This is a genomic window from Klebsiella sp. LTGPAF-6F, from assembly GCF_001753185.1.
In the GTDB taxonomy this organism is placed as follows: domain Bacteria; phylum Pseudomonadota; class Gammaproteobacteria; order Enterobacterales; family Enterobacteriaceae; genus Klebsiella; species Klebsiella michiganensis.
The window spans coordinates 145,253-164,740 of sequence record NZ_CP017450.1; the positions used below are offsets into that span (position 1 = coordinate 145,253).

Consider the following 19,488-nt stretch of genomic DNA (forward strand, 5'->3'; position numbering starts at 1 on the left):
CCGCGCTTTAACCCAATTATCGTTGTGCTTTTTTGCGGCATAAAAGCAGAAACAGCTCGTAAACAATCATTCACAATCCAGTGTAAACCGATTAGTTCTAATCTCTGGTATAGTGCCGGAAGGGCTTATGGAAGGATTCAGACAACGTGATGGGCGTAAGAGCGCAACAAAAAGAAAAAACCCGGCGTTCGCTGGTGGAAGCGGCATTCAGTCAGCTGAGTGCTGAGCGCAGTTTTGCCAGCTTGAGCCTGCGCGAAGTGGCGCGGGAAGCGGGGATCGCCCCGACGTCCTTCTATCGTCATTTTCGCGATGTCGATGAGCTGGGTCTGACCATGGTGGATGAAAGCGGGCTCATGCTGCGTCAGCTGATGCGCCAGGCGCGCCAGCGTATCGCTAAAGGCGGCAGCGTCATTCGTACCTCTGTTTCCACCTTTATGGAATTCATTGGCAACAACCCGAACGCCTTCCGCCTGCTGCTGCGGGAACGCTCCGGTACCTCCGCGGCGTTTCGTGCCGCCGTGGCGCGTGAAATTCAGCATTTTATCGCGGAACTTGCCGACTATTTAGAAATCGAAAACCATATGCCGCGCGCCTTTACCGAAGCGCAGGCTGAAGCTATGGTCACCATCGTATTTAGCGCTGGCGCCGAGGCTCTCGATGTGGGCCCGGAGCAGCGTCGACAGCTGGAAGAACGCCTGGTGCTGCAGCTCAGAATGATCTCGAAAGGCGCGTATTACTGGTATCGCCGTGAACAAGAAAAAATATCAAATCATTCCGAATAACGTGAAGGACGAGCAATGAAACACTCAGTACAAGATAGAGGTACGCTGCTGCTGGCGCTGATCGCAGGTTTATCCATTAATGGTACCTTCGCCGCGCTGTTCAGCTCCATTGTCCCTTTTTCCATCTTCCCCATTTTGTCGTTGGTGCTGACGGTTTACTGCCTGCATCAGCGCTATCAGAATCGTAGTATGCCCGTGGGTTTGCCGGGGCTCGCCGCTGCCTGTTTTATTCTCGGGGTGCTGGTTTACAGTACCGTCGTGCGCGCGGAATACCCGGACATCGGATCTAACTTCTTCCCGGCGGTTCTGTCGGTGATTATGGTGTTCTGGATTGGCTACAGGTTACGCAACCGCAAGAACGCGGTCGCTGAATAATCTCTCACCCGGCAGCAGCGTTGTTGCCGGGTTTTCTCGCGCAGCTTTACTTCTTCGTTAGCAGCACGCCGCATTCCATATGATGGGTATAGGGGAACTGGTCGAATAGCGCCAGGCGCGCGATCTCGTGGGTCTCACTGAGCGTTTCCAGGTTCTGGCATAGGGTCTCCGGATTGCAGGAGATATAGAGAATACGCGGATACGCCTGCACCATTTTCTCCGTTTCGCTATCCAGCCCGCTGCGCGGCGGATCGACGAAAATCGTCTCGCACTGATAGCTCTTCAGGTCGATTCCCTGCAGGCGGTTAAACTCCCGCACGCCGTTCATCGCCTGGGTAAACTCTTCCGCCGACATGCGGATAATCTGCACGTTATCAATGTGGTTCGCTGCAATATTGTATTGCGCCGCCGCGACGGACGGTTTGGCGATTTCCGTTGCCAGCACGCGTTCGAAATTACGCGCCAGCGCCAGCGAAAAGTTGCCGTTGCCGCAGTACAGCTCAAGCAGGTCGCCGGTTGCGCCTTTAGTGGCGTCGATAGCCCACTCCAGCATCTGAATGTTCATCGCCGCATTTGGCTGGGTGAAGCTATTCTCAACCTGACGATAGATCATTTCACGCCCGCCAACCGGCAAGCGTTCATCGATATAGTCTTGATCCAGCTCGATTTTAGTTTTCGTGGCGCGGCCAATCAGGTGCACATTCAGATTTTGCGCCCGCAGCGCATCGCGCAAGCGCGCCGCCTGCTGACGCCATTCATCGTCGAGCTTTTTATGATACAGCAGCGATATCACGGCCTGGTTGCTCAGGGTGGTGAGATAATCCACCTGAAACAGTTTGTGGCGCAGTACCGGGTTATCGCGTACGCCCTCAATCACCGCGGCCATCAGCTGATTAATCAGCTCGCTGGCGGCCGGGAAAGTCTCGACGCGGATCCGGGATTTGGTCTGCTGGTCGAACATAATGTGGTACAGATCGTCGCCATCGTGCCACAGGCGAAACTCTGCGCGCATGCGGTAGTGGCTGACCGGCGAACGAAACACTTCCGGAACCGGGGCGCTAAAAGGCGCCATCATTTTCTGCAAACGGACGACTTTTTCTGCCAGCTGCGCTTCATATTGTTCGGTAGGAAGGTGTTCGGGGGTCATGATGCATCCTGAATAAAATAAGTACGCGGGGATTGTAGGGAAAGCGCCGGGGATGTCCAGCCCTGATGATATAAGGAAATATAACGGTAGAAGTCTGGACATCTATATGTTTCTGATTATAGCATCGTGCTACCGGTCCTATGAGTTAATAGGGAATCCAGTGTAAATCTGGAGCTGACGCGCAGCGGTAAGGAAAAGTGGGATGAGCGCATTATGCAGACACTGCGGCTATTTAGCGGGAAGTCCTCGTCCATTAAACACTCCAAGCCCGAAGACCTGCCGGAATACGTCGCATTTGGTTTCTATCATCGCGTGCTACTGATAGAGCCGGCGGCATCCTTTGTTTATTACGGATGCTTTAAAAATGATTAAAAAAGCTTCGCTGATGACGGCGCTCTCCGTCACGGCATTTTCCGGCTGGGCGCAGGACAGCAATTCAGATACGTTAGTGGTCACAGCAAACCGTTTTCAACAGCCGGTCAATACGGTTCTTGCGCCGACCGATGTGGTTACCCGGGAAGATATCGATCGCTGGCAGGCGAAAGATTTAAACGATGTGATGCGCCGATTGCCTGGCGTGGACGTCGCACAAAATGGTGGCATGGGTCAATCCTCCTCTCTTTTTATCCGTGGTACTGAAGCCAAACAAGTTCTGGTGCTGGTTGACGGCGTTCCCATGGCCCGACCGGGTATTACAAATAACCCCGATCTGAACCAGATCCCTTTGTCGCTGGTGCAGCGCGTCGAATATATCCGCGGCCCGCGTTCAGCGATTTATGGTTCCGGGGCAATGGGCGGCGTGATTAACGTCATTACGCATTCCGATAAAGAACAATCCAAAATTACCGCTGGGGTAGGATCGAAAGGCTACCAACAATATGACGGTACCCTGCGCCATCGCTTTGGCGATACGGTGGCGACGGTTGCGGGTTCTTATGAGGGTAATAAAGGCTTTAACGTTCAGCCCGATTCAACCTGGGATCACGACGGCGATCGCGACGGTTTTCGTAATAAAACGTTTTGGGGCAGCCTCGAGCATAAATTTAACGAGAATGTTGACGGTTTCTTCCGCGGACACAGCTACACCAACAACTCTGATTACGATCTGGGAAGCCCGCCGTATAGCCCGGCCTACAGCGCCGATGAAAGCCAGCTCTATAACCAGAGCTGGGATGCGGGGCTGAACTTTAATTCCGGAATTTATTCCTCCCAGCTCATCGCCAGCTATCAGAAGATAAAGGACTACAACTACAGCAGTATTTATGGCCGCTATAATGATGGGACGACGCTCGACAGGATGACGCAGCGTAACCTGCAATGGGGGCAATAACGTTATTGTCGGTCATGGCTCTGTCAGCGCAGGGGGTGGACTGGCAGCAGCAGCGGTTAACTTCATCAGATACGGCGATGTCGGATACCTACAAACGTGACAATACGGGACTGTACCTGACGGGCCAGCAGCAAGTTGGCGACGTGACCCTCGAAGCGTCCGGACGTGAAGACCACGATGAGCAGTTTGGCTGGCACGGTACCTGGCAGACTACTGCAGGCTGGGAGTTTGTCGAAAATTATCGCCTGACTCTCGGCTACGGTACCGGCTTCCTCGCGCCTTCTTTAGGGCAACAGTTTGGCTCCACCCGATTTGGTATCAACGCGAATCCTAATCTGAAACCTGAAGAGTCGAAACAGTGGGAAGCTGGGCTGGAAGGGCTTACCGGTCCCGTGGACTGGCGCTTGTCCGCGTACCATTACAAAATTACTAACCTGATTACCTATTATTCCGATCCTGTTACCTATGACGGGGAGTACGACAATATCAATGCCGCGACGATTAAAGGCGTGGAATGGACGGGAAGTATCGATACCGGTATTTTCAGCCATCGCGTAACGTTGCAGTATGTCGATCCGCGCAACGATGATAACGGTGAAGTGCTGGCCCGACGTTCTAAACGACAGGCAAAGTATCAGCTGGACTGGTCCGTGTTTGATGTCGATATGGATGTGTCCTGGCAGTATTATGGGAAGCGTTACGATAACAACACCTCCCAGTACAACAATACGCAAAGAATTTTGCCGAGCTACAGCACGGTAGACGTTTCTGCATCGTATCCGATCACCGATCGCCTGACAGTTCGTGGTAAAATAGCTAACCTGTTCGATAAAGATTACGAGACAGCTTATGGCTACCAAACTGCAGGACGAGAATACTACTTGTCTGGCAGCTACACCTTCTGATCCACGTCCCACCGTGCTGGTGTTTGATTCCGGCGTCGGTGGGCTGTCGGTTTACAATGAGATTCGGCAGCTTCTGCCGAATCTGCATTATATCTACGCTTTCGACAACGTTGCTTTCCCCTACGGCGAGAAGAGTGAAGAGTTTATTGTTGAACGCGTCCTGGAGATTGTGACTGCGGTTCAGCAGAGTTACCCTCTGGCGCTGGCCGTTATTGCCTGTAACACCGCAAGTACCGTTTCCCTCCCCGCCTTACGCGATAAATTCGCCTTTCCGGTTGTCGGCGTCGTTCCGGCGATAAAACCGGCGGCCCGCTTAACGGCGAATGGCGTTGTTGGCCTGCTGGCGACGCGCGGAACGGTAAAACGCCCTTATACGCGCGAACTGATCTCCCGTTTTGCGAATGAATGCAAAATCGAAATGCTGGGGTCGGCAGAGCTGGTAGAACTGGCAGAGGCCAAACTGCACGGTGAGCCGGTCCCGCTGGATGAACTGCGGCGCATCCTGCGTCCCTGGCTACGAATGCAGGAACCACCTGATACGGTTGTGCTGGGGTGTACGCATTTCCCTCTAATACAAGACGAGCTGCAGCAGGTTCTGCCGGAAGGGACGAGAATGATCGACTCCGGAGCGGCGATTGCGCGTCGCACCGCCTGGCTATTAGAGCACGAAGCACCTGACGCAAAATCGAGTGATGCTAATATTGCGTACTGTATGGCGCTGACGCCTGAAACTGAGCAGCTTTTGAGCGTTTTGCGGCGCTATGGCTTCGAGTCGCTGGAAAAACTGGCGCTTTCATAGCGTTTTGCACAAAAAAGAGACGGTTGAAAGATTTTTTGAAAACAGGGCTTGTCAACGTCTCAGAACTCCCTATAATGCGCCTCCACTGACACGGAACAACGGCTTACAGCCCGCCGGGTCAGCGGGATTCAGCGATGAATACCGGCAGAGAAAAGCGAAAATAATCGCTTGACTCTGAATGAGGAAAACGTATTATACGGGACCTCGCGACAGAGCGCTGAAGCGCGTCGCAACTGCTCTTTAACAATTTATCAGACAATCTGTGTGGGCACTCAAAGTGACATGGATTCTTAACGTCGCAAGACGAAAAATGAATACCAAGTCTCTGAGTGAACATACGTAATTCATTACGAAGTTTAATTCACGAGCATCAAACTTAAATTGAAGAGTTTGATCATGGCTCAGATTGAACGCTGGCGGCAGGCCTAACACATGCAAGTCGAACGGTAGCACAGAGAGCTTGCTCTCGGGTGACGAGTGGCGGACGGGTGAGTAATGTCTGGGAAACTGCCTGATGGAGGGGGATAACTACTGGAAACGGTAGCTAATACCGCATAACGTCGCAAGACCAAAGAGGGGACCTTCGGGCCTCTTGCCATCAGATGTGCCCAGATGGGATTAGCTAGTAGGTGGGGTAACGGCTCACCTAGGCGACGATCCCTAGCTGGTCTGAGAGGATGACCAGCCACACTGGAACTGAGACACGGTCCAGACTCCTACGGGAGGCAGCAGTGGGGAATATTGCACAATGGGCGCAAGCCTGATGCAGCCATGCCGCGTGTATGAAGAAGGCCTTCGGGTTGTAAAGTACTTTCAGCGGGGAGGAAGGCGATAAGGTTAATAACCTTGTCGATTGACGTTACCCGCAGAAGAAGCACCGGCTAACTCCGTGCCAGCAGCCGCGGTAATACGGAGGGTGCAAGCGTTAATCGGAATTACTGGGCGTAAAGCGCACGCAGGCGGTCTGTCAAGTCGGATGTGAAATCCCCGGGCTCAACCTGGGAACTGCATTCGAAACTGGCAGGCTGGAGTCTTGTAGAGGGGGGTAGAATTCCAGGTGTAGCGGTGAAATGCGTAGAGATCTGGAGGAATACCGGTGGCGAAGGCGGCCCCCTGGACAAAGACTGACGCTCAGGTGCGAAAGCGTGGGGAGCAAACAGGATTAGATACCCTGGTAGTCCACGCTGTAAACGATGTCGACTTGGAGGTTGTTCCCTTGAGGAGTGGCTTCCGGAGCTAACGCGTTAAGTCGACCGCCTGGGGAGTACGGCCGCAAGGTTAAAACTCAAATGAATTGACGGGGGCCCGCACAAGCGGTGGAGCATGTGGTTTAATTCGATGCAACGCGAAGAACCTTACCTACTCTTGACATCCACGGAACTTAGCAGAGATGCTTTGGTGCCTTCGGGAACCGTGAGACAGGTGCTGCATGGCTGTCGTCAGCTCGTGTTGTGAAATGTTGGGTTAAGTCCCGCAACGAGCGCAACCCTTATCCTTTGTTGCCAGCGGTCCGGCCGGGAACTCAAAGGAGACTGCCAGTGATAAACTGGAGGAAGGTGGGGATGACGTCAAGTCATCATGGCCCTTACGAGTAGGGCTACACACGTGCTACAATGGCATATACAAAGAGAAGCGACCTCGCGAGAGCAAGCGGACCTCATAAAGTATGTCGTAGTCCGGATTGGAGTCTGCAACTCGACTCCATGAAGTCGGAATCGCTAGTAATCGTGGATCAGAATGCCACGGTGAATACGTTCCCGGGCCTTGTACACACCGCCCGTCACACCATGGGAGTGGGTTGCAAAAGAAGTAGGTAGCTTAACCTTCGGGAGGGCGCTTACCACTTTGTGATTCATGACTGGGGTGAAGTCGTAACAAGGTAACCGTAGGGGAACCTGCGGTTGGATCACCTCCTTACCTTAAAGAACCTGCCTTTGTAGTGCTCACACAGATTGTCTGATGAAAATGTAGCAGTAAAAAATCTCTGCAGGCTTGTAGCTCAGGTGGTTAGAGCGCACCCCTGATAAGGGTGAGGTCGGTGGTTCAAGTCCACTCAGGCCTACCAAATTCGCTCCCGTGCTGCGTTGTGAAATAACTCGCATACTTCAGTATGCTTCGTTCTTACACGCCTTGCCCGGAATCGAATTACGGTAAATGAGATTAACTACGATGGGCTATAGCTCAGCTGGGAGAGCGCCTGCTTTGCACGCAGGAGGTCTGCGGTTCGATCCCGCATAGCTCCACCATCTTTACTGCACAACACAAGAAAACTTCAGAGTGTACCTGAAAAGGTTCACTGCGAAGTTTTGCTCTTTAAAAATCTGGATCAAGCTGAAAATTGAAACGACACACAGTTAATGTGTGTTCGAGTCTCTCAAATTTTCGCGACACGACGATGTTTTACGAAACATCTTCGGGTTGTGAGGTTAAGCGACTAAGCGTACACGGTGGATGCCCTGGCAGTCAGAGGCGATGAAGGACGTGCTAATCTGCGAAAAGCGTCGGTAAGGTGATATGAACCGTTACAGCCGGCGATGTCCGAATGGGGAAACCCAGTGCAATTCGTTGCACTATCGTTAACTGAATACATAGGTTAACGAGGCGAACCGGGGGAACTGAAACATCTAAGTACCCGAGGAAAAGAAATCAACCGAGATTCCCCCAGTAGCGGCGAGCGAACGGGGAGCAGCCCGGAGTCTGAATCAGCTTGTGTGTTAGTGGAAGCGTCTGGAAAGTCGCAGGGTACAGGGTGATACTCCCGTACACTAAAACGCACAGGTTGTGAACTCGAAGAGTAGGGCGGGACACGTGGTATCCTGTCTGAATATGGGGGGACCATCCTCCAAGGCTAAATACTCCTGACTGACCGATAGTGAACCAGTACCGTGAGGGAAAGGCGAAAAGAACCCCGGCGAGGGGAGTGAAAAAGAACCTGAAACCGTGTACGTACAAGCAGTAGGAGCCCACTGGTTGGGTGACTGCGTACCTTTTGTATAATGGGTCAGCGACTTATATTCTGTAGCAAGGTTAACCGTATAGGGGAGCCGCAGGGAAACCGAGTCTTAACTGGGCGTTAAGTTGCAGGGTATAGACCCGAAACCCGGTGATCTAGCCATGGGCAGGTTGAAGGTTGGGTAACACTAACTGGAGGACCGAACCGACTAATGTTGAAAAATTAGCGGATGACTTGTGGCTGGGGGTGAAAGGCCAATCAAACCGGGAGATAGCTGGTTCTCCCCGAAAGCTATTTAGGTAGCGCCTCGTGAATTCATCTTCGGGGTAGAGCACTGTTTCGGCTAGGGGTCATCCCGACTTACCAACCCGATGCAAACTACGAATACCGAAGAATGTTATCACGGGAGACACACGGCGGGTGCTAACGTCCGTCGTGAAGAGGGAAACAACCCAGACCGCCAGCTAAGGTCCCAAAGTCATGGTTAAGTGGGAAACGATGTGGGAAGGCCCAGACAGCCAGGATGTTGGCTTAGAAGCAGCCATCATTTAAAGAAAGCGTAATAGCTCACTGGTCGAGTCGGCCTGCGCGGAAGATGTAACGGGGCTAAACCATGCACCGAAGCTGCGGCAGCGACACTATGTGTTGTTGGGTAGGGGAGCGTTCTGTAAGCCGTTGAAGGTGGCCTGTGAGGGTTGCTGGAGGTATCAGAAGTGCGAATGCTGACATAAGTAACGATAATGCGGGTGAAAAACCCGCACGCCGGAAGACCAAGGGTTCCTGTCCAACGTTAATCGGGGCAGGGTGAGTCGACCCCTAAGGCGAGGCCGAAAGGCGTAGTCGATGGGAAACAGGTTAATATTCCTGTACTCGGTGTTACTGCGAAGGGGGGACGGAGAAGGCTATGTTGGCCGGGCGACGGTTGTCCCGGTTTAAGCATGTAGGCGGATGTTCCAGGTAAATCCGGAACGTTATCAACGCTGAGGTGTGATGACGAGGCACTACGGTGCTGAAGTGACAAATGCCCTGCTTCCAGGAAAAGCCTCTAAGCATCAGGTAACATCAAATCGTACCCCAAACCGACACAGGTGGTCAGGTAGAGAATACCAAGGCGCTTGAGAGAACTCGGGTGAAGGAACTAGGCAAAATGGTGCCGTAACTTCGGGAGAAGGCACGCTGATGGTAAGTGAAGTGACTTGCTCATGGAGCTGAAATCAGTCGAAGATACCAGCTGGCTGCAACTGTTTATTAAAAACACAGCACTGTGCAAACACGAAAGTGGACGTATACGGTGTGACGCCTGCCCGGTGCCGGAAGGTTAATTGATGGGGTTATCCTCACGGAGAAGCTCTTGATCGAAGCCCCGGTAAACGGCGGCCGTAACTATAACGGTCCTAAGGTAGCGAAATTCCTTGTCGGGTAAGTTCCGACCTGCACGAATGGCGTAATGATGGCCAGGCTGTCTCCACCCGAGACTCAGTGAAATTGAACTCGCTGTGAAGATGCAGTGTACCCGCGGCAAGACGGAAAGACCCCGTGAACCTTTACTATAGCTTGACACTGAACACTGGTCCTTGATGTGTAGGATAGGTGGGAGGCTTTGAAGTGTGGACGCCAGTCTGCATGGAGCCATCCTTGAAATACCACCCTTTAATGGCTGGTGTTCTAACGTGGGCCCGTAATCCGGGTTGCGGACAGTGTCTGGTGGGTAGTTTGACTGGGGCGGTCTCCTCCTAAAGAGTAACGGAGGAGCACGAAGGTCAGCTAATCCTGGTCGGACATCAGGAGGTTAGTGCAATGGCATAAGCTGGCTTGACTGCGAGCGTGACGGCGCGAGCAGGTGCGAAAGCAGGTCATAGTGATCCGGTGGTTCTGAATGGAAGGGCCATCGCTCAACGGATAAAAGGTACTCCGGGATAACAGGCTGATACCGCCCAAGAGTTCATATCGACGGCGGTGTTTGGCACCTCGATGTCGGCTCATCACATCCTGGGGCTGAAGTAGGTCCCAAGGGTATGGCTGTTCGCCATTTAAAGTGGTACGCGAGCTGGGTTTAGAACGTCGTGAGACAGTTCGGTCCCTATCTGCCGTGGGCGCTGGAGAATTGAGGGGGGCTGCTCCTAGTACGAGAGGACCGGAGTGGACGCATCACTGGTGTTCGGGTTGTCATGCCAATGGCATTGCCCGGTAGCTAAATGCGGAAGAGATAAGTGCTGAAAGCATCTAAGCACGAAACTTGCCCCGAGATGAGTTCTCCCTGACCCTTTAAGGGTCCTGAAGGAACGTTGAAGACGACGACGTTGATAGGCCGGGTGTGTAAGCGCAGCGATGCGTTGAGCTAACCGGTACTAATGAACCGTGAGGCTTAACCTTACAACGCCGAAGATGTTTTGGCGGATTGAGAGATTTTCAGCTTAGATTCAGAGTTGAGTACGCAATAATTTGCGCAGCAGCAAGGCGACAAGCGAAGGAAAGGAAGGAGCATACTGAGGTATGTGACTGACTTTACGAGCGCGGGCAACGCAGCTGATGCGATAAAGAATTGCGTACTGAGCACAAAGAATTTGCCTGGCGGCGACAGCGCGGTGGTCCCACCTGACCCCATGCCGAACTCAGAAGTGAAACGCCGTAGCGCCGATGGTAGTGTGGGGTCTCCCCATGTGAGAGTAGGGAACTGCCAGGCATCAAATTAAGTAGTAAGCCGGTGCATAAATCCGGTGGTTACAGAAGTATTCGGTGGAGCGGTAGTTCAGTCGGTTAGAATACCTGCCTGTCACGCAGGGGGTCGCGGGTTCGAGTCCCGTCCGTTCCGCCACTTATTAAAAGATTAAGCCTGCTGATTAAGCAGGCTTAATGATAAGAAACTTTAGGGGCGTAGCTCAGTTGGTAGAGCACCGGTCTCCAAAACCGGGTGTCGCGAGTTCGAGTCTCTCCGCCCCTGCCATATATAATCCTTTGCTCAGGCAAAGGATTTTTTTTGCTTTAAATTTCCCGCCAATCGTCCTCCATCCCTGGAGGAGTGCGTTTATCCCAATATATTGTGCTTCAGGATCTCCCGAATCTGCGCTTGTTTATCGCTGTTCTGTAGCCAAATCGCATAGAGAGGCCTTGAAAGAGTCGCACTGTCGGTAACCGTATGCAGATTATTTTTCCCCTGTGCCCAGAGCACGGGCAGCCATGTACAGCCCTTAAGCGCGCTGAGCTGTTGGTAAGCTAACTCGGCAGAACTGGTGGTCAGCAGAGGAATATCATCATTTCCGATCAATCCCGCTTCGTTTTGTTGGAAATCGGGCCCCCATTCCAGGCGTAAATAATTCAATTCATTTGTGTATTTAGCCGGAGAGGCACAATAAAGCGCCAGGGTAAAATTACCCAGCAACTGGCTGCTTAGTTCATCCATCTTCGGCGATTCTGTCGTGATCAAGAGATCAAGCTGACGTTCGTGCAGCTGTTTGACCAGCGATTGCCGCTGCGCAATCCGCGCCTCAAACTGTAGGTTATAGGGCTCTGTATAGAGCTTTCCCAGCCATCCATTAAGCAGGCATTCCCACAGAGAAGCGCTGGCACCGATCGAAAATTCATTATGGCGGGAAGCATTCGCGACCTCCTTGCGCGCAGCTTGCCAGGTATTCATCAGGGTTTCGGCGTAGGGTAGCAGTTTCTCTCCGGCTGAGGTCAGACGGATATTATTACGATGACGGGTAAAAAGATTTACCCCCAGCTGGTTCTCCAGCTGACGAATACGAAAGCTAACTGCTGACTGCGTCAGATAAAGCGCCTCTGCGGCTCGGCCAAAGTGGCGAGTTCTGCTCACCTCAAGGAAAGTCTTGAGCAATTCCGTATCCACACTCTTCTCCGCAAAATTATTTGTCGTGATGATTTAAATGTTTTGTTTGACGCTCTGTCAAGCGTAACTAATACTCCGCGCCATAATTAGCTCGGCCAAAGAATCAGGAGCGTGTAGGATGGCGGAAAGCTTTACGACAACTAATCGTTTTTTCGACAATAAAAATTATCCGCGCGGGTTTTCCCGTCATGGAGATTTCACCATCAAAGAGGCGCAACTGCTGGAACGTCATGGTTATGCCTTTAATGAACTCGAACTAGGTAAACGCGAGCCTGTCACCGACGATGAAAAACAGTTTGTTTCGGTATGCCGTGGTGAACGTGAGCCCGCAACGGAAGCAGAACGCGTCTGGATTAAGTACATGGCGCGCATTAAGCGTCCGAAGCGTTTCCATACCCTGTCCGGCGGCAAGCCGCAGGTGGAAGGTACGGAAGATTACACAGAAAGCGATGATTAAGAAAAAGGGCGTAAGCCCTTTTTTTACGCCATCATTTTTTGTAGATGGCTCAACATTCTGTCTATTGCCCGATAGCCGAGAGCCTCCTGTAAATGATGGCGTTCGATGCGTTCGACAGCCTCAATATCGGCAATAGTTCGGGACACTTTAATCAGGCGCTGCCAGGCGCGGATTGAAAGCCCGAGCTGTATTAGCGTCTGCTCCAGCCAGACAGCATCATCTTTATGAAGCCGGCAGCAGATTTTCATCTCATCATTTCCCAGATGCGCGTTAAGTTTTTTCTGCCGCGATAGCTGCCTTTCGCGTGCGGCCAGAACACGTTGGCGTACGCAGGCGCTACTTTCCTCTTCGTTTGTTCCCTGGCTGAGCACCCCCGGCGGCGGAAGTGGGATCTCCAGGGAGAGATCGAATCGGTCAAGAAACGGGCCGGATAAACGACCTAGGTAGCGTAGCGTCTGTTCAGGTGAAGCGCGATTATGCTGGCCCTGATAGTGCCCTGTCGGGCTGGGATTCATTGCTGCAATAAGCTGGAAACGGGCTGGATAATCGATTTTGGCGCGCGTGCGTGAGATATGGATAACCCCTGACTCAATGGGTTCGCGTAACGCATCCAGCACCCTGCGTTCGAATTCAGGCAGCTCATCCAGGAACAGGACTCCGTTATGGGCAAGGGAGATCTCTCCCGGTGCCGGAATTGAGCCTCCGCCCACCATGGCCGCCAGGGAGGAGCTATGATGCGGGGCACGAAAGGGCCTGCGGCGCCAATTTTTCATGGCATGCCTGGAATCGACCAGGCTAAGTATTGCCGCGCTTTCCAGCGCTTCCTGATTACTCAGCGGCGGCAGTAGTCCCGGTAATCGACTGGCGAGCATCGTTTTTCCTGTGCCGGGCGGGCCTATCATCAGCAGGTTGTGACCACCTGCAGCGATGATTTCCAGCGCTCGTTTCCCCTGCCGTTGGCCAATAACATCACGCAGATCAACCGATGTTTCATCCGTATATTCCCCTTCTGGAAGGGGGTTAGCCAGGGCATGTCGACCTTCGAGAAAAGCGCAGACTTCCTGGAGATCGGTGGCGATAAGGCAGTCACTGCCGCCGATTAACCCCACCTCTGGAGAATTCTCATTAGAGATAACAATCTTCCGCCCCGCTTTTATGGCCTCCATGGCGCTGGATATGGCCCCAGGAACGCCACGCAGAGCGCCTGTAAGCGCCAGCTCGCCGACAAACTCATATTGATTTAGCCTGGGGGCCTTTAGCTGCTCTGAGGCCACCAGAAGCGCGAGAGCGATAGGTAAATCATATCTTCCCCCTTCTTTTGGCAGATCGGCCGGGGCCAGATTGATGGTGATTTTTTTCGCCGGATAAGCGTAGCCGCTGTTGATAATCGCACTACGTACCCGGTCACGCGCTTCTCTAACCGTTGTTTCAGGCAGTCCTACCATTGTCAGGCCTGGGAGCCCGTTGCTGATATGAACTTCAACCGTGATAAGCGGGGCACCGATCCCGAGAGCGGCGCGGGTGTAAACAATGGCGAGTGACATAACACCTCCTGAGAACCAGGATTATGTCGGCGATTTGCTGTTGAGTAATTCGGCAATATTAAATTCTGCATGCTTGCTCCCAGCCAATTTCCCGGCAATTTCCGCTTTGCACTGATGTTGGATGCTGGCTCGTAAAATGCTGTCATCAGGCAACAAGATGAAAAAGTGCTGTGGAGCACGCCACAAATTGAAATATTTTCATTTCATATTTTTCCCATTAAAAACAATTGTTTTTTCTTAAATGGTTAGCAAGGTAAGTAATGAGGTCATAAAAAAATCTTGTGTTTAACACGAAGTCTGTGGTACCTCTTTAGGTATTCCTTCGAACATGAAGCCAGAAAGAACATAAAATGACAGCCCTTCTACGAGTGATTAGCCTGGTCGTGATTAGCGTGGTGGTGATTATTATCCCACCGTGCGGGGCTGCACTTGGACGAGGAAAGGCTTAAAAAACAAGCCTTAACGAACTAAGACCCCCGCACCGAAAGGTCCGGGGGTTTTTTTATAACTTAAAAACAGAAAAGAGGAGCAGACGATGGCTGGTAGCATAAAATTCTGTTTCTCTCGATCTACGACGGGGAAGTAACTATGAATGGGGCGCGGTGGGTAGTACATGCTTTGCGAGCACAGGGAGTCGATACCGTTTTTGGCTATCCGGGTGGAGCAATTATGCCGGTTTACGATGCATTGTATGACGGCGGCGTGGAACACCTACTGTGCCGGCATGAACAGGGCGCGGCTATGGCGGCTATCGGCTATGCCAGGGCTACCGGCAAAACCGGGGTGTGTATCGCCACTTCGGGGCCTGGCGCAACCAACCTGATCACCGGCCTCGCCGACGCGCTGCTTGATTCCGTTCCCGTTGTTGCTATCACCGGCCAGGTTGCTGCCCCGTTCATTGGTACTGATGCATTCCAGGAAGTGGATGTTCTCGGATTATCGCTGGCATGCACTAAGCATAGTTTTCTGGTGCAGTCGCTGGAAGAGCTGCCGCGCGTCATTGCTGAAGCTTTCCACGTGGCAAACTCCGGGCGTCCCGGTCCCGTGCTGGTCGATATCCCAAAAGACATCCAGCTGGCTCAGGGCGATCTCGATCCGCATTTTTCCATGGTAGCCGACGACGTTGATTTTCCATATGCGGATATCGAATACGCTTTGCAGATGCTGGCTCAGTCGCAGAAGCCGATGTTATACGTTGGTGGCGGCGTGGGGATGGCGCAGGCGGTACCGGCGCTGCGCGAATTTCTTGCCGTTACGCAAATGCCCGTGACGTCCACCCTGAAAGGGCTGGGAGCGGTAGCGGCGGATTATCCCTACTATCTGGGCATGCTGGGGATGCACGGTACTAAAGCGGCCAACCTTGCAGTACAGGAATGTGACCTGCTGATCGCGGTAGGCGCCCGTTTTGACGATCGCGTCACCGGCAAGCTGAATACGTTTGCCCCGCACGCCAAAGTCATCCATATGGATATCGATCCGGCTGAACTGAACAAGCTCCGTCAGGCACATATCGGCCTGACCGGTGATTTGAATGTGATGCTGCCCGCGCTGCAGCAGCCGCTGTCTATCGACGCCTGGCGCCAACGTAATGCGCAGCTGCGCGCCGAGCATGCCTGGCGTTACGACCATCCGGGAGACGCTATCTATGCCCCGCTGCTGCTGAAGCAGCTTTCCGATCGCAAACCCGCAGACTGCGTCGTGACAACCGATGTGGGCCAGCATCAGATGTGGTCAGCGCAGCATATGACCTATACGCGCCCGGAGAATTTCATCACTTCCAGCGGATTAGGCACTATGGGTTTCGGCTTGCCCGCAGCGGTAGGCGCGCAGGTGGCCCGTCCAGACGATACGGTTATCTGTATCTCCGGTGACGGCTCCTTCATGATGAACGTGCAGGAGCTGGGCACCGTAAAACGCAAGCAGCTGCCGCTGAAGATAGTCTTACTGGACAACCAGCGTTTAGGAATGGTTCGACAATGGCAACAGCTGTTTTTTCAGGAACGTTATAGCGAAACCACCCTTACCGATAACCCCGATTTCCTTACTCTGGCCAGCGCCTTCGGCATCCCTGGTCAACACATCACCCGTAAAGACCAGGTTGAAGCGGCACTCGACACCATGCTTTCGAGCCAGGGGCCTTACCTGCTTCATGTCTCAATCGACGAACTTGAGAACGTCTGGCCGTTGGTGCCGCCCGGTGCCAGTAATGCAGAAATGCTGGAGAAATTATCATGATGCAACATCAGGTCGCCTTGCAGGCTCGCTTTAATCCAGAAACCTTAGAACGCGTGCTGCGCGTCGTGCGCCATCGCGGGTTCCAGATTTGCGCGATGAATATGGCAACCGCCGCCGATGCCCGGAATATTAATATTGAACTGACCGTTGCCAGCCAGCGGCCCGTCGAATTACTGTTTAGTCAATTAAGCAAACTGGTGGACGTCGCCTGCGTCGAGATCCAGCAACCTACATCACAACAAATTCGCGCCTGAGCGCAAAGGAAGAACAATGACGACGAAAAAAGCTGATTACATTTGGTTCAATGGTGAGATGGTTCCGTGGGGCGAGGCGAAGGTTCACGTGATGTCCCATGCGCTGCACTACGGGACTTCCGTATTTGAAGGCATCCGTTGCTACGACTCTCACAAGGGACCGGTGGTGTTCCGTCACCGTGAACATATGCAGCGTTTGCATGACTCAGCAAAAATCTATCGTTTCCCGGTTTCTCAGAGCGTTGATGAGCTGATGGAAGCCTGCCGTGAAGTCATTCGTAAAAACAGTCTGACCAGCGCCTATATCCGCCCGTTAGTTTTTGTCGGCGACGTGGGCATGGGCGTCAACCCGCCTCCGGGCTATAGCACTGACGTGATCATCGCGGCGTTCCCGTGGGGCGCCTACCTGGGTGCCGAAGCGCTGGATCAGGGGATCGATGCGATGGTTTCTTCCTGGAATCGCGCAGCGCCGAACACCATTCCGACCGCGGCCAAAGCCGGCGGTAACTATCTCTCTTCGCTGCTGGTCGGCAGCGAAGCGCGTCGTCATGGCTATCAGGAAGGTATCGCGCTGGACGTGAACGGCTATATCTCTGAAGGCGCCGGTGAAAACCTGTTTGAAGTGAAGGATGGCGTGCTGTTTACCCCGCCGTTCACCTCCTCCGCGCTGCCGGGCATCACCCGCGACGCGATCATCAAGCTGGCGAAAGAGCTGGGTCTGGAAGTGCGCGAACAGGTATTGTCCCGCGAGTCCCTGTACCTGGCCGACGAAGTATTTATGTCCGGCACGGCTGCAGAGATTACGCCGGTGCGCAGCGTTGATGGTATTCAGGTGGGCGAAGGCCGCTGCGGCCCGGTCACCAAACGCATTCAGCAAGCATTCTTTGGCCTCTTCACCGGTGAAACCGAGGATAAATGGGGCTGGTTGGATCAGGTTAATAACTAAGTATAAAAAGATGGGGCGGCACGCAACGCCCCATTTAACAGACACTGGGAGTAACTAAAGCATGCCTAAGTACCGTTCCGCCACAACCACTCACGGCCGTAATATGGCGGGTGCCCGCGCGCTGTGGCGCGCCACTGGAATGACCGACGATGATTTCGGTAAGCCGATTATCGCCGTGGTGAACTCTTTCACCCAGTTCGTGCCGGGCCACGTTCACCTGCGCGATCTCGGCAAACTGGTTGCTGAGCAAATCGAAGCCGCTGGCGGCGTCGCTAAAGAATTCAACACCATTGCGGTGGATGATGGGATCGCGATGGGGCACGGGGGTATGCTTTATTCACTGCCATCCCGCGAACTGATCGCCGACTCGGTTGAGTATATGGTTAACGCCCACTGTGCTGATGCAATGGTCTGTATCTCCAACTGCGACAAAATCACCCCGGGGATGTTAATGGCGTCTCTGCGCCTGAATATTCCGGTCATTTTTGTTTCCGGCGGTCCGATGGAAGCCGGGAAAACTAAACTGTCCGATCAAATCATTAAACTCGACCTCGTTGACGCGATGATTCAGGGCGCTGACCCGAAAGTCTCCGACGATCAGAGTCATCAGGTTGAGCGTTCCGCCTGCCCGACGTGCGGCTCTTGTTCGGGAATGTTCACCGCGAACTCCATGAACTGCCTGACCGAAGCGCTGGGCCTGTCGCAGCCGGGCAACGGCTCGCTGCTGGCGACTCACGCCGATCGTAAACAGCTGTTCCTCAATGCGGGCTCACGTATCGTTGAGCTGACTAAACGCTATTACGAGCAGGACGATGCCTCTGCGCTGCCGCGTAATATCGCCAATAAGGCGGCGTTTGAAAACGCCATGACGCTGGATATCGCCATGGGCGGTTCCACCAATACCGTACTGCATCTGCTGGCGGCGGCGCAGGAAGCGGAAATCGACTTCACCATGAGCGATATCGATAAACTTTCCCGCAAAGTGCCGCAGCTGTGTAAGGTCGCGCCAAGTACGCAGAAATATCATATGGAAGACGTGCATCGCGCGGGCGGCGTATTGGGTATTTTAGGTGAACTGGATCGTGCCGGGCTGCTGAACCGCGATGTGAAAAACGTGCTTGGTTTGTCCCTGCCGCAGACGCTGGAGCAGTACGATATCACCGTCACGCAGGATGAAGCGGTTAAGAAGATGTTCCGCGCTGGCCCTGCGGGTATCCGCACAACGCAGGCTTTCTCTCAGAACTGCCGTTGGGACACCCTGGATGACGATCGCGCAGAAGGCTGTATCCGCTCGCTGGAACATGCTTACAGCAAGGACGGCGGTCTGGCGGTTCTGTACGGCAACTTTGCCGAGAACGGCTGTATCGTGAAAACCGCCGGCGTTGACGACAGCATCCTCAAATTTACCGGCCCGGCGAAGGTATACGAAAGCCAGGACGCGGCTGTGGATGCGATCCTAGGCGGCAAGGTGGTCGCCGGTGACGTAGTCGTCATCCGCTATGAAGGGCCGAAAGGCGGGCCGGGGATGCAGGAGATGCTCTACCCGACGACCTTCCTGAAATCAATGGGCCTGGGTAAAGCCTGTGCGCTGATTACCGACGGGCGCTTCTCCGGCGGTACTTCAGGTCTCTCTATTGGTCACGTTTCTCCGGAAGCGGCCAGCGGTGGCAATATCGCGATCATTGAAGATGGCGACATGATTGCTATCGATATCCCGAACCGCGGTATTCAGCTGCAGCTAAGCGATGCCGAGATTGCGGCACGCCGCGAAGCTCAGGAAGCGCGCGGTGATAAAGCATGGACGCCGAAAGATCGCGAGCGTCAGGTTTCCTTTGCCCTTCGCGCCTATGCCAGCCTGGCAACCAGCGCCGACAAAGGCGCGGTGCGCGATAAATCGAAACTTGGGGGTTAATG

General features: G+C 53.5%; 12 protein-coding genes, 3 tRNA genes, 3 rRNA genes, 1 pseudogene and 1 riboswitch. Of the genes and pseudogenes, 16 read left to right on the forward strand and 3 right to left on the reverse strand.

Annotated elements, in window-relative coordinates:
- Positions 1-146: 146 nt before the first annotated feature.
- Positions 147-782 carry an HTH-type transcriptional repressor FabR gene (gene fabR / locus BJF97_RS00670; RefSeq protein ID WP_004107582.1) on the forward strand — a complete coding sequence of 212 codons (636 nt, stop codon included), beginning with the start codon at positions 147-149 and terminating at the stop codon, positions 780-782.
- Between the two features lie 15 nt (positions 783-797).
- A complete protein-coding gene (locus tag BJF97_RS00675; protein WP_004856046.1) occupies positions 798-1,157 on the forward strand; it encodes a YijD family membrane protein in 360 nt (119 codons plus the stop codon).
- A gap of 46 nt (positions 1,158-1,203) precedes the next feature.
- On the opposite strand, the gene trmA is transcribed toward BJF97_RS00675, so the two are convergent.
- Positions 1,204-2,304, reverse strand: coding sequence for a tRNA (uridine(54)-C5)-methyltransferase TrmA (gene trmA / locus BJF97_RS00680; RefSeq protein WP_014227442.1), 1,101 nt, complete (start codon positions 2,302-2,304; stop codon positions 1,204-1,206).
- A 116-nt stretch (positions 2,305-2,420) separates the two neighbouring features.
- Positions 2,421-2,602, forward strand: a riboswitch (cobalamin riboswitch).
- A gap of 66 nt (positions 2,603-2,668) precedes the next feature.
- Here trmA and btuB point away from each other — a divergent pair.
- The 8 genes and pseudogenes from btuB (at position 2,669) to BJF97_RS00730 (ending at position 11,235) form a co-directional block, all read left to right on the forward strand.
- A pseudogene (btuB, locus tag BJF97_RS00685) lies at positions 2,669-4,539 on the forward strand (TonB-dependent vitamin B12 receptor BtuB).
- Positions 4,484-5,338 carry a glutamate racemase gene (gene murI, locus BJF97_RS00690; RefSeq protein WP_071993362.1) on the forward strand — a complete coding sequence of 285 codons (855 nt, stop codon included), beginning with the start codon at positions 4,484-4,486 and terminating at the stop codon, positions 5,336-5,338. The pseudogene btuB and the gene murI overlap by 56 nt, the downstream one beginning before the upstream one ends.
- 378 nt (positions 5,339-5,716) lie before the next feature.
- Positions 5,717-7,255: ribosomal RNA gene (locus BJF97_RS00700) — 16S ribosomal RNA — on the forward strand.
- Positions 7,256-7,326: 71 nt separating this feature from the next.
- Positions 7,327-7,403: transfer RNA gene (locus tag BJF97_RS00705), tRNA-Ile, on the forward strand.
- A gap of 359 nt (positions 7,404-7,762) precedes the next feature.
- Positions 7,763-10,664, forward strand: a 23S ribosomal RNA gene (locus BJF97_RS00715).
- 194 nt (positions 10,665-10,858) lie between these two features.
- Positions 10,859-10,974, forward strand: a 5S ribosomal RNA gene (gene rrf, locus BJF97_RS00720).
- The 16S, 23S and 5S rRNA genes sit together here with 3 tRNA genes alongside, the layout of an rRNA operon.
- A 55-nt stretch (positions 10,975-11,029) precedes the next feature.
- Positions 11,030-11,106 (forward strand) — tRNA-Asp (locus tag BJF97_RS00725).
- 53 nt (positions 11,107-11,159) lie between these two features.
- A tRNA-Trp gene (locus tag BJF97_RS00730) sits at positions 11,160-11,235 on the forward strand.
- 81 nt (positions 11,236-11,316) lie between these two features.
- On the opposite strand, the gene hdfR is transcribed toward BJF97_RS00730, so the two are convergent.
- Positions 11,317-12,138, reverse strand: coding sequence for an HTH-type transcriptional regulator HdfR (gene hdfR / locus BJF97_RS00735; protein ID WP_004097454.1), 822 nt, complete (start codon positions 12,136-12,138; stop codon positions 11,317-11,319).
- A 118-nt stretch (positions 12,139-12,256) separates the two neighbouring features.
- Here hdfR and BJF97_RS00740 point away from each other — a divergent pair, with 118 nt between their 5' ends.
- The gene (locus BJF97_RS00740; protein ID WP_004097464.1) at positions 12,257-12,595 is read left to right on the forward strand and encodes a DUF413 domain-containing protein; all 339 of its coding nucleotides are present in this window, start codon (positions 12,257-12,259) and stop codon (positions 12,593-12,595) included.
- Positions 12,596-12,618: 23 nt separating this feature from the next.
- Here the strand turns inward: BJF97_RS00740 and BJF97_RS00745 are convergent, their stop codons facing one another.
- The gene (locus BJF97_RS00745; RefSeq protein ID WP_032693771.1) at positions 12,619-14,139 is read right to left on the reverse strand and encodes a YifB family Mg chelatase-like AAA ATPase; all 1,521 of its coding nucleotides are present in this window, start codon (positions 14,137-14,139) and stop codon (positions 12,619-12,621) included.
- A gap of 350 nt (positions 14,140-14,489) precedes the next feature.
- Between BJF97_RS00745 and ilvL the strand changes: the two genes are divergently transcribed.
- The 5 genes from ilvL (at position 14,490) to ilvD (ending at position 19,486) form a co-directional block, all read left to right on the forward strand.
- On the forward strand, positions 14,490-14,588 hold the full coding sequence (gene ilvL, locus BJF97_RS32020) for an ilv operon leader peptide (protein WP_001311244.1): 99 nt from the start codon (positions 14,490-14,492) through the stop codon (positions 14,586-14,588).
- A gap of 139 nt (positions 14,589-14,727) precedes the next feature.
- Positions 14,728-16,374, forward strand: coding sequence for an acetolactate synthase 2 catalytic subunit (ilvG, locus tag BJF97_RS00750; RefSeq protein WP_014227445.1), 1,647 nt, complete (start codon positions 14,728-14,730; stop codon positions 16,372-16,374).
- On the forward strand, positions 16,371-16,628 hold the full coding sequence (ilvM, locus tag BJF97_RS00755; protein ID WP_014837061.1) for an acetolactate synthase 2 small subunit: 258 nt from the start codon (positions 16,371-16,373) through the stop codon (positions 16,626-16,628). The genes ilvG and ilvM overlap by 4 nt, the downstream gene beginning before the upstream one ends.
- 16 nt (positions 16,629-16,644) lie before the next feature.
- Positions 16,645-17,574 (forward strand): branched-chain amino acid transaminase, encoded by a 930-nt coding sequence (locus BJF97_RS00760; protein ID WP_014837062.1) that lies wholly within the window; start codon positions 16,645-16,647, stop codon positions 17,572-17,574.
- A gap of 61 nt (positions 17,575-17,635) precedes the next feature.
- Positions 17,636-19,486 (forward strand): dihydroxy-acid dehydratase, encoded by a 1,851-nt coding sequence (ilvD, locus tag BJF97_RS00765; protein WP_014227447.1) that lies wholly within the window; start codon positions 17,636-17,638, stop codon positions 19,484-19,486.
- Positions 19,487-19,488 lie beyond the last annotated feature (2 nt).

Bases quoted from the DNA above. Each gene is read 5' to 3' on its own strand.
- BJF97_RS00675 (WP_004856046.1), top strand. From the start codon at position 798: ATGAAACACTCAGTACAAGATAGAGGTACGCTGCTGCTGGCGCTGATC.
- ilvD (WP_014227447.1), top strand. From the start codon at position 17,636: ATGCCTAAGTACCGTTCCGCCACAACCACTCACGGCCGTAATATGGCG.
- murI (WP_071993362.1), top strand. From the start codon at position 4,484: ATGGCTACCAAACTGCAGGACGAGAATACTACTTGTCTGGCAGCTACA.
- ilvM (WP_014837061.1), top strand. From the start codon at position 16,371: ATGATGCAACATCAGGTCGCCTTGCAGGCTCGCTTTAATCCAGAAACC.
- trmA (WP_014227442.1), bottom strand. From the start codon at position 2,304: ATGACCCCCGAACACCTTCCTACCGAACAATATGAAGCGCAGCTGGCA.
- ilvG (WP_014227445.1), top strand. From the start codon at position 14,728: ATGAATGGGGCGCGGTGGGTAGTACATGCTTTGCGAGCACAGGGAGTC.
- ilvL (WP_001311244.1), top strand. From the start codon at position 14,490: ATGACAGCCCTTCTACGAGTGATTAGCCTGGTCGTGATTAGCGTGGTG.
- BJF97_RS00740 (WP_004097464.1), top strand. From the start codon at position 12,257: ATGGCGGAAAGCTTTACGACAACTAATCGTTTTTTCGACAATAAAAAT.
- BJF97_RS00745 (WP_032693771.1), bottom strand. From the start codon at position 14,139: ATGTCACTCGCCATTGTTTACACCCGCGCCGCTCTCGGGATCGGTGCC.
- BJF97_RS00760 (WP_014837062.1), top strand. From the start codon at position 16,645: ATGACGACGAAAAAAGCTGATTACATTTGGTTCAATGGTGAGATGGTT.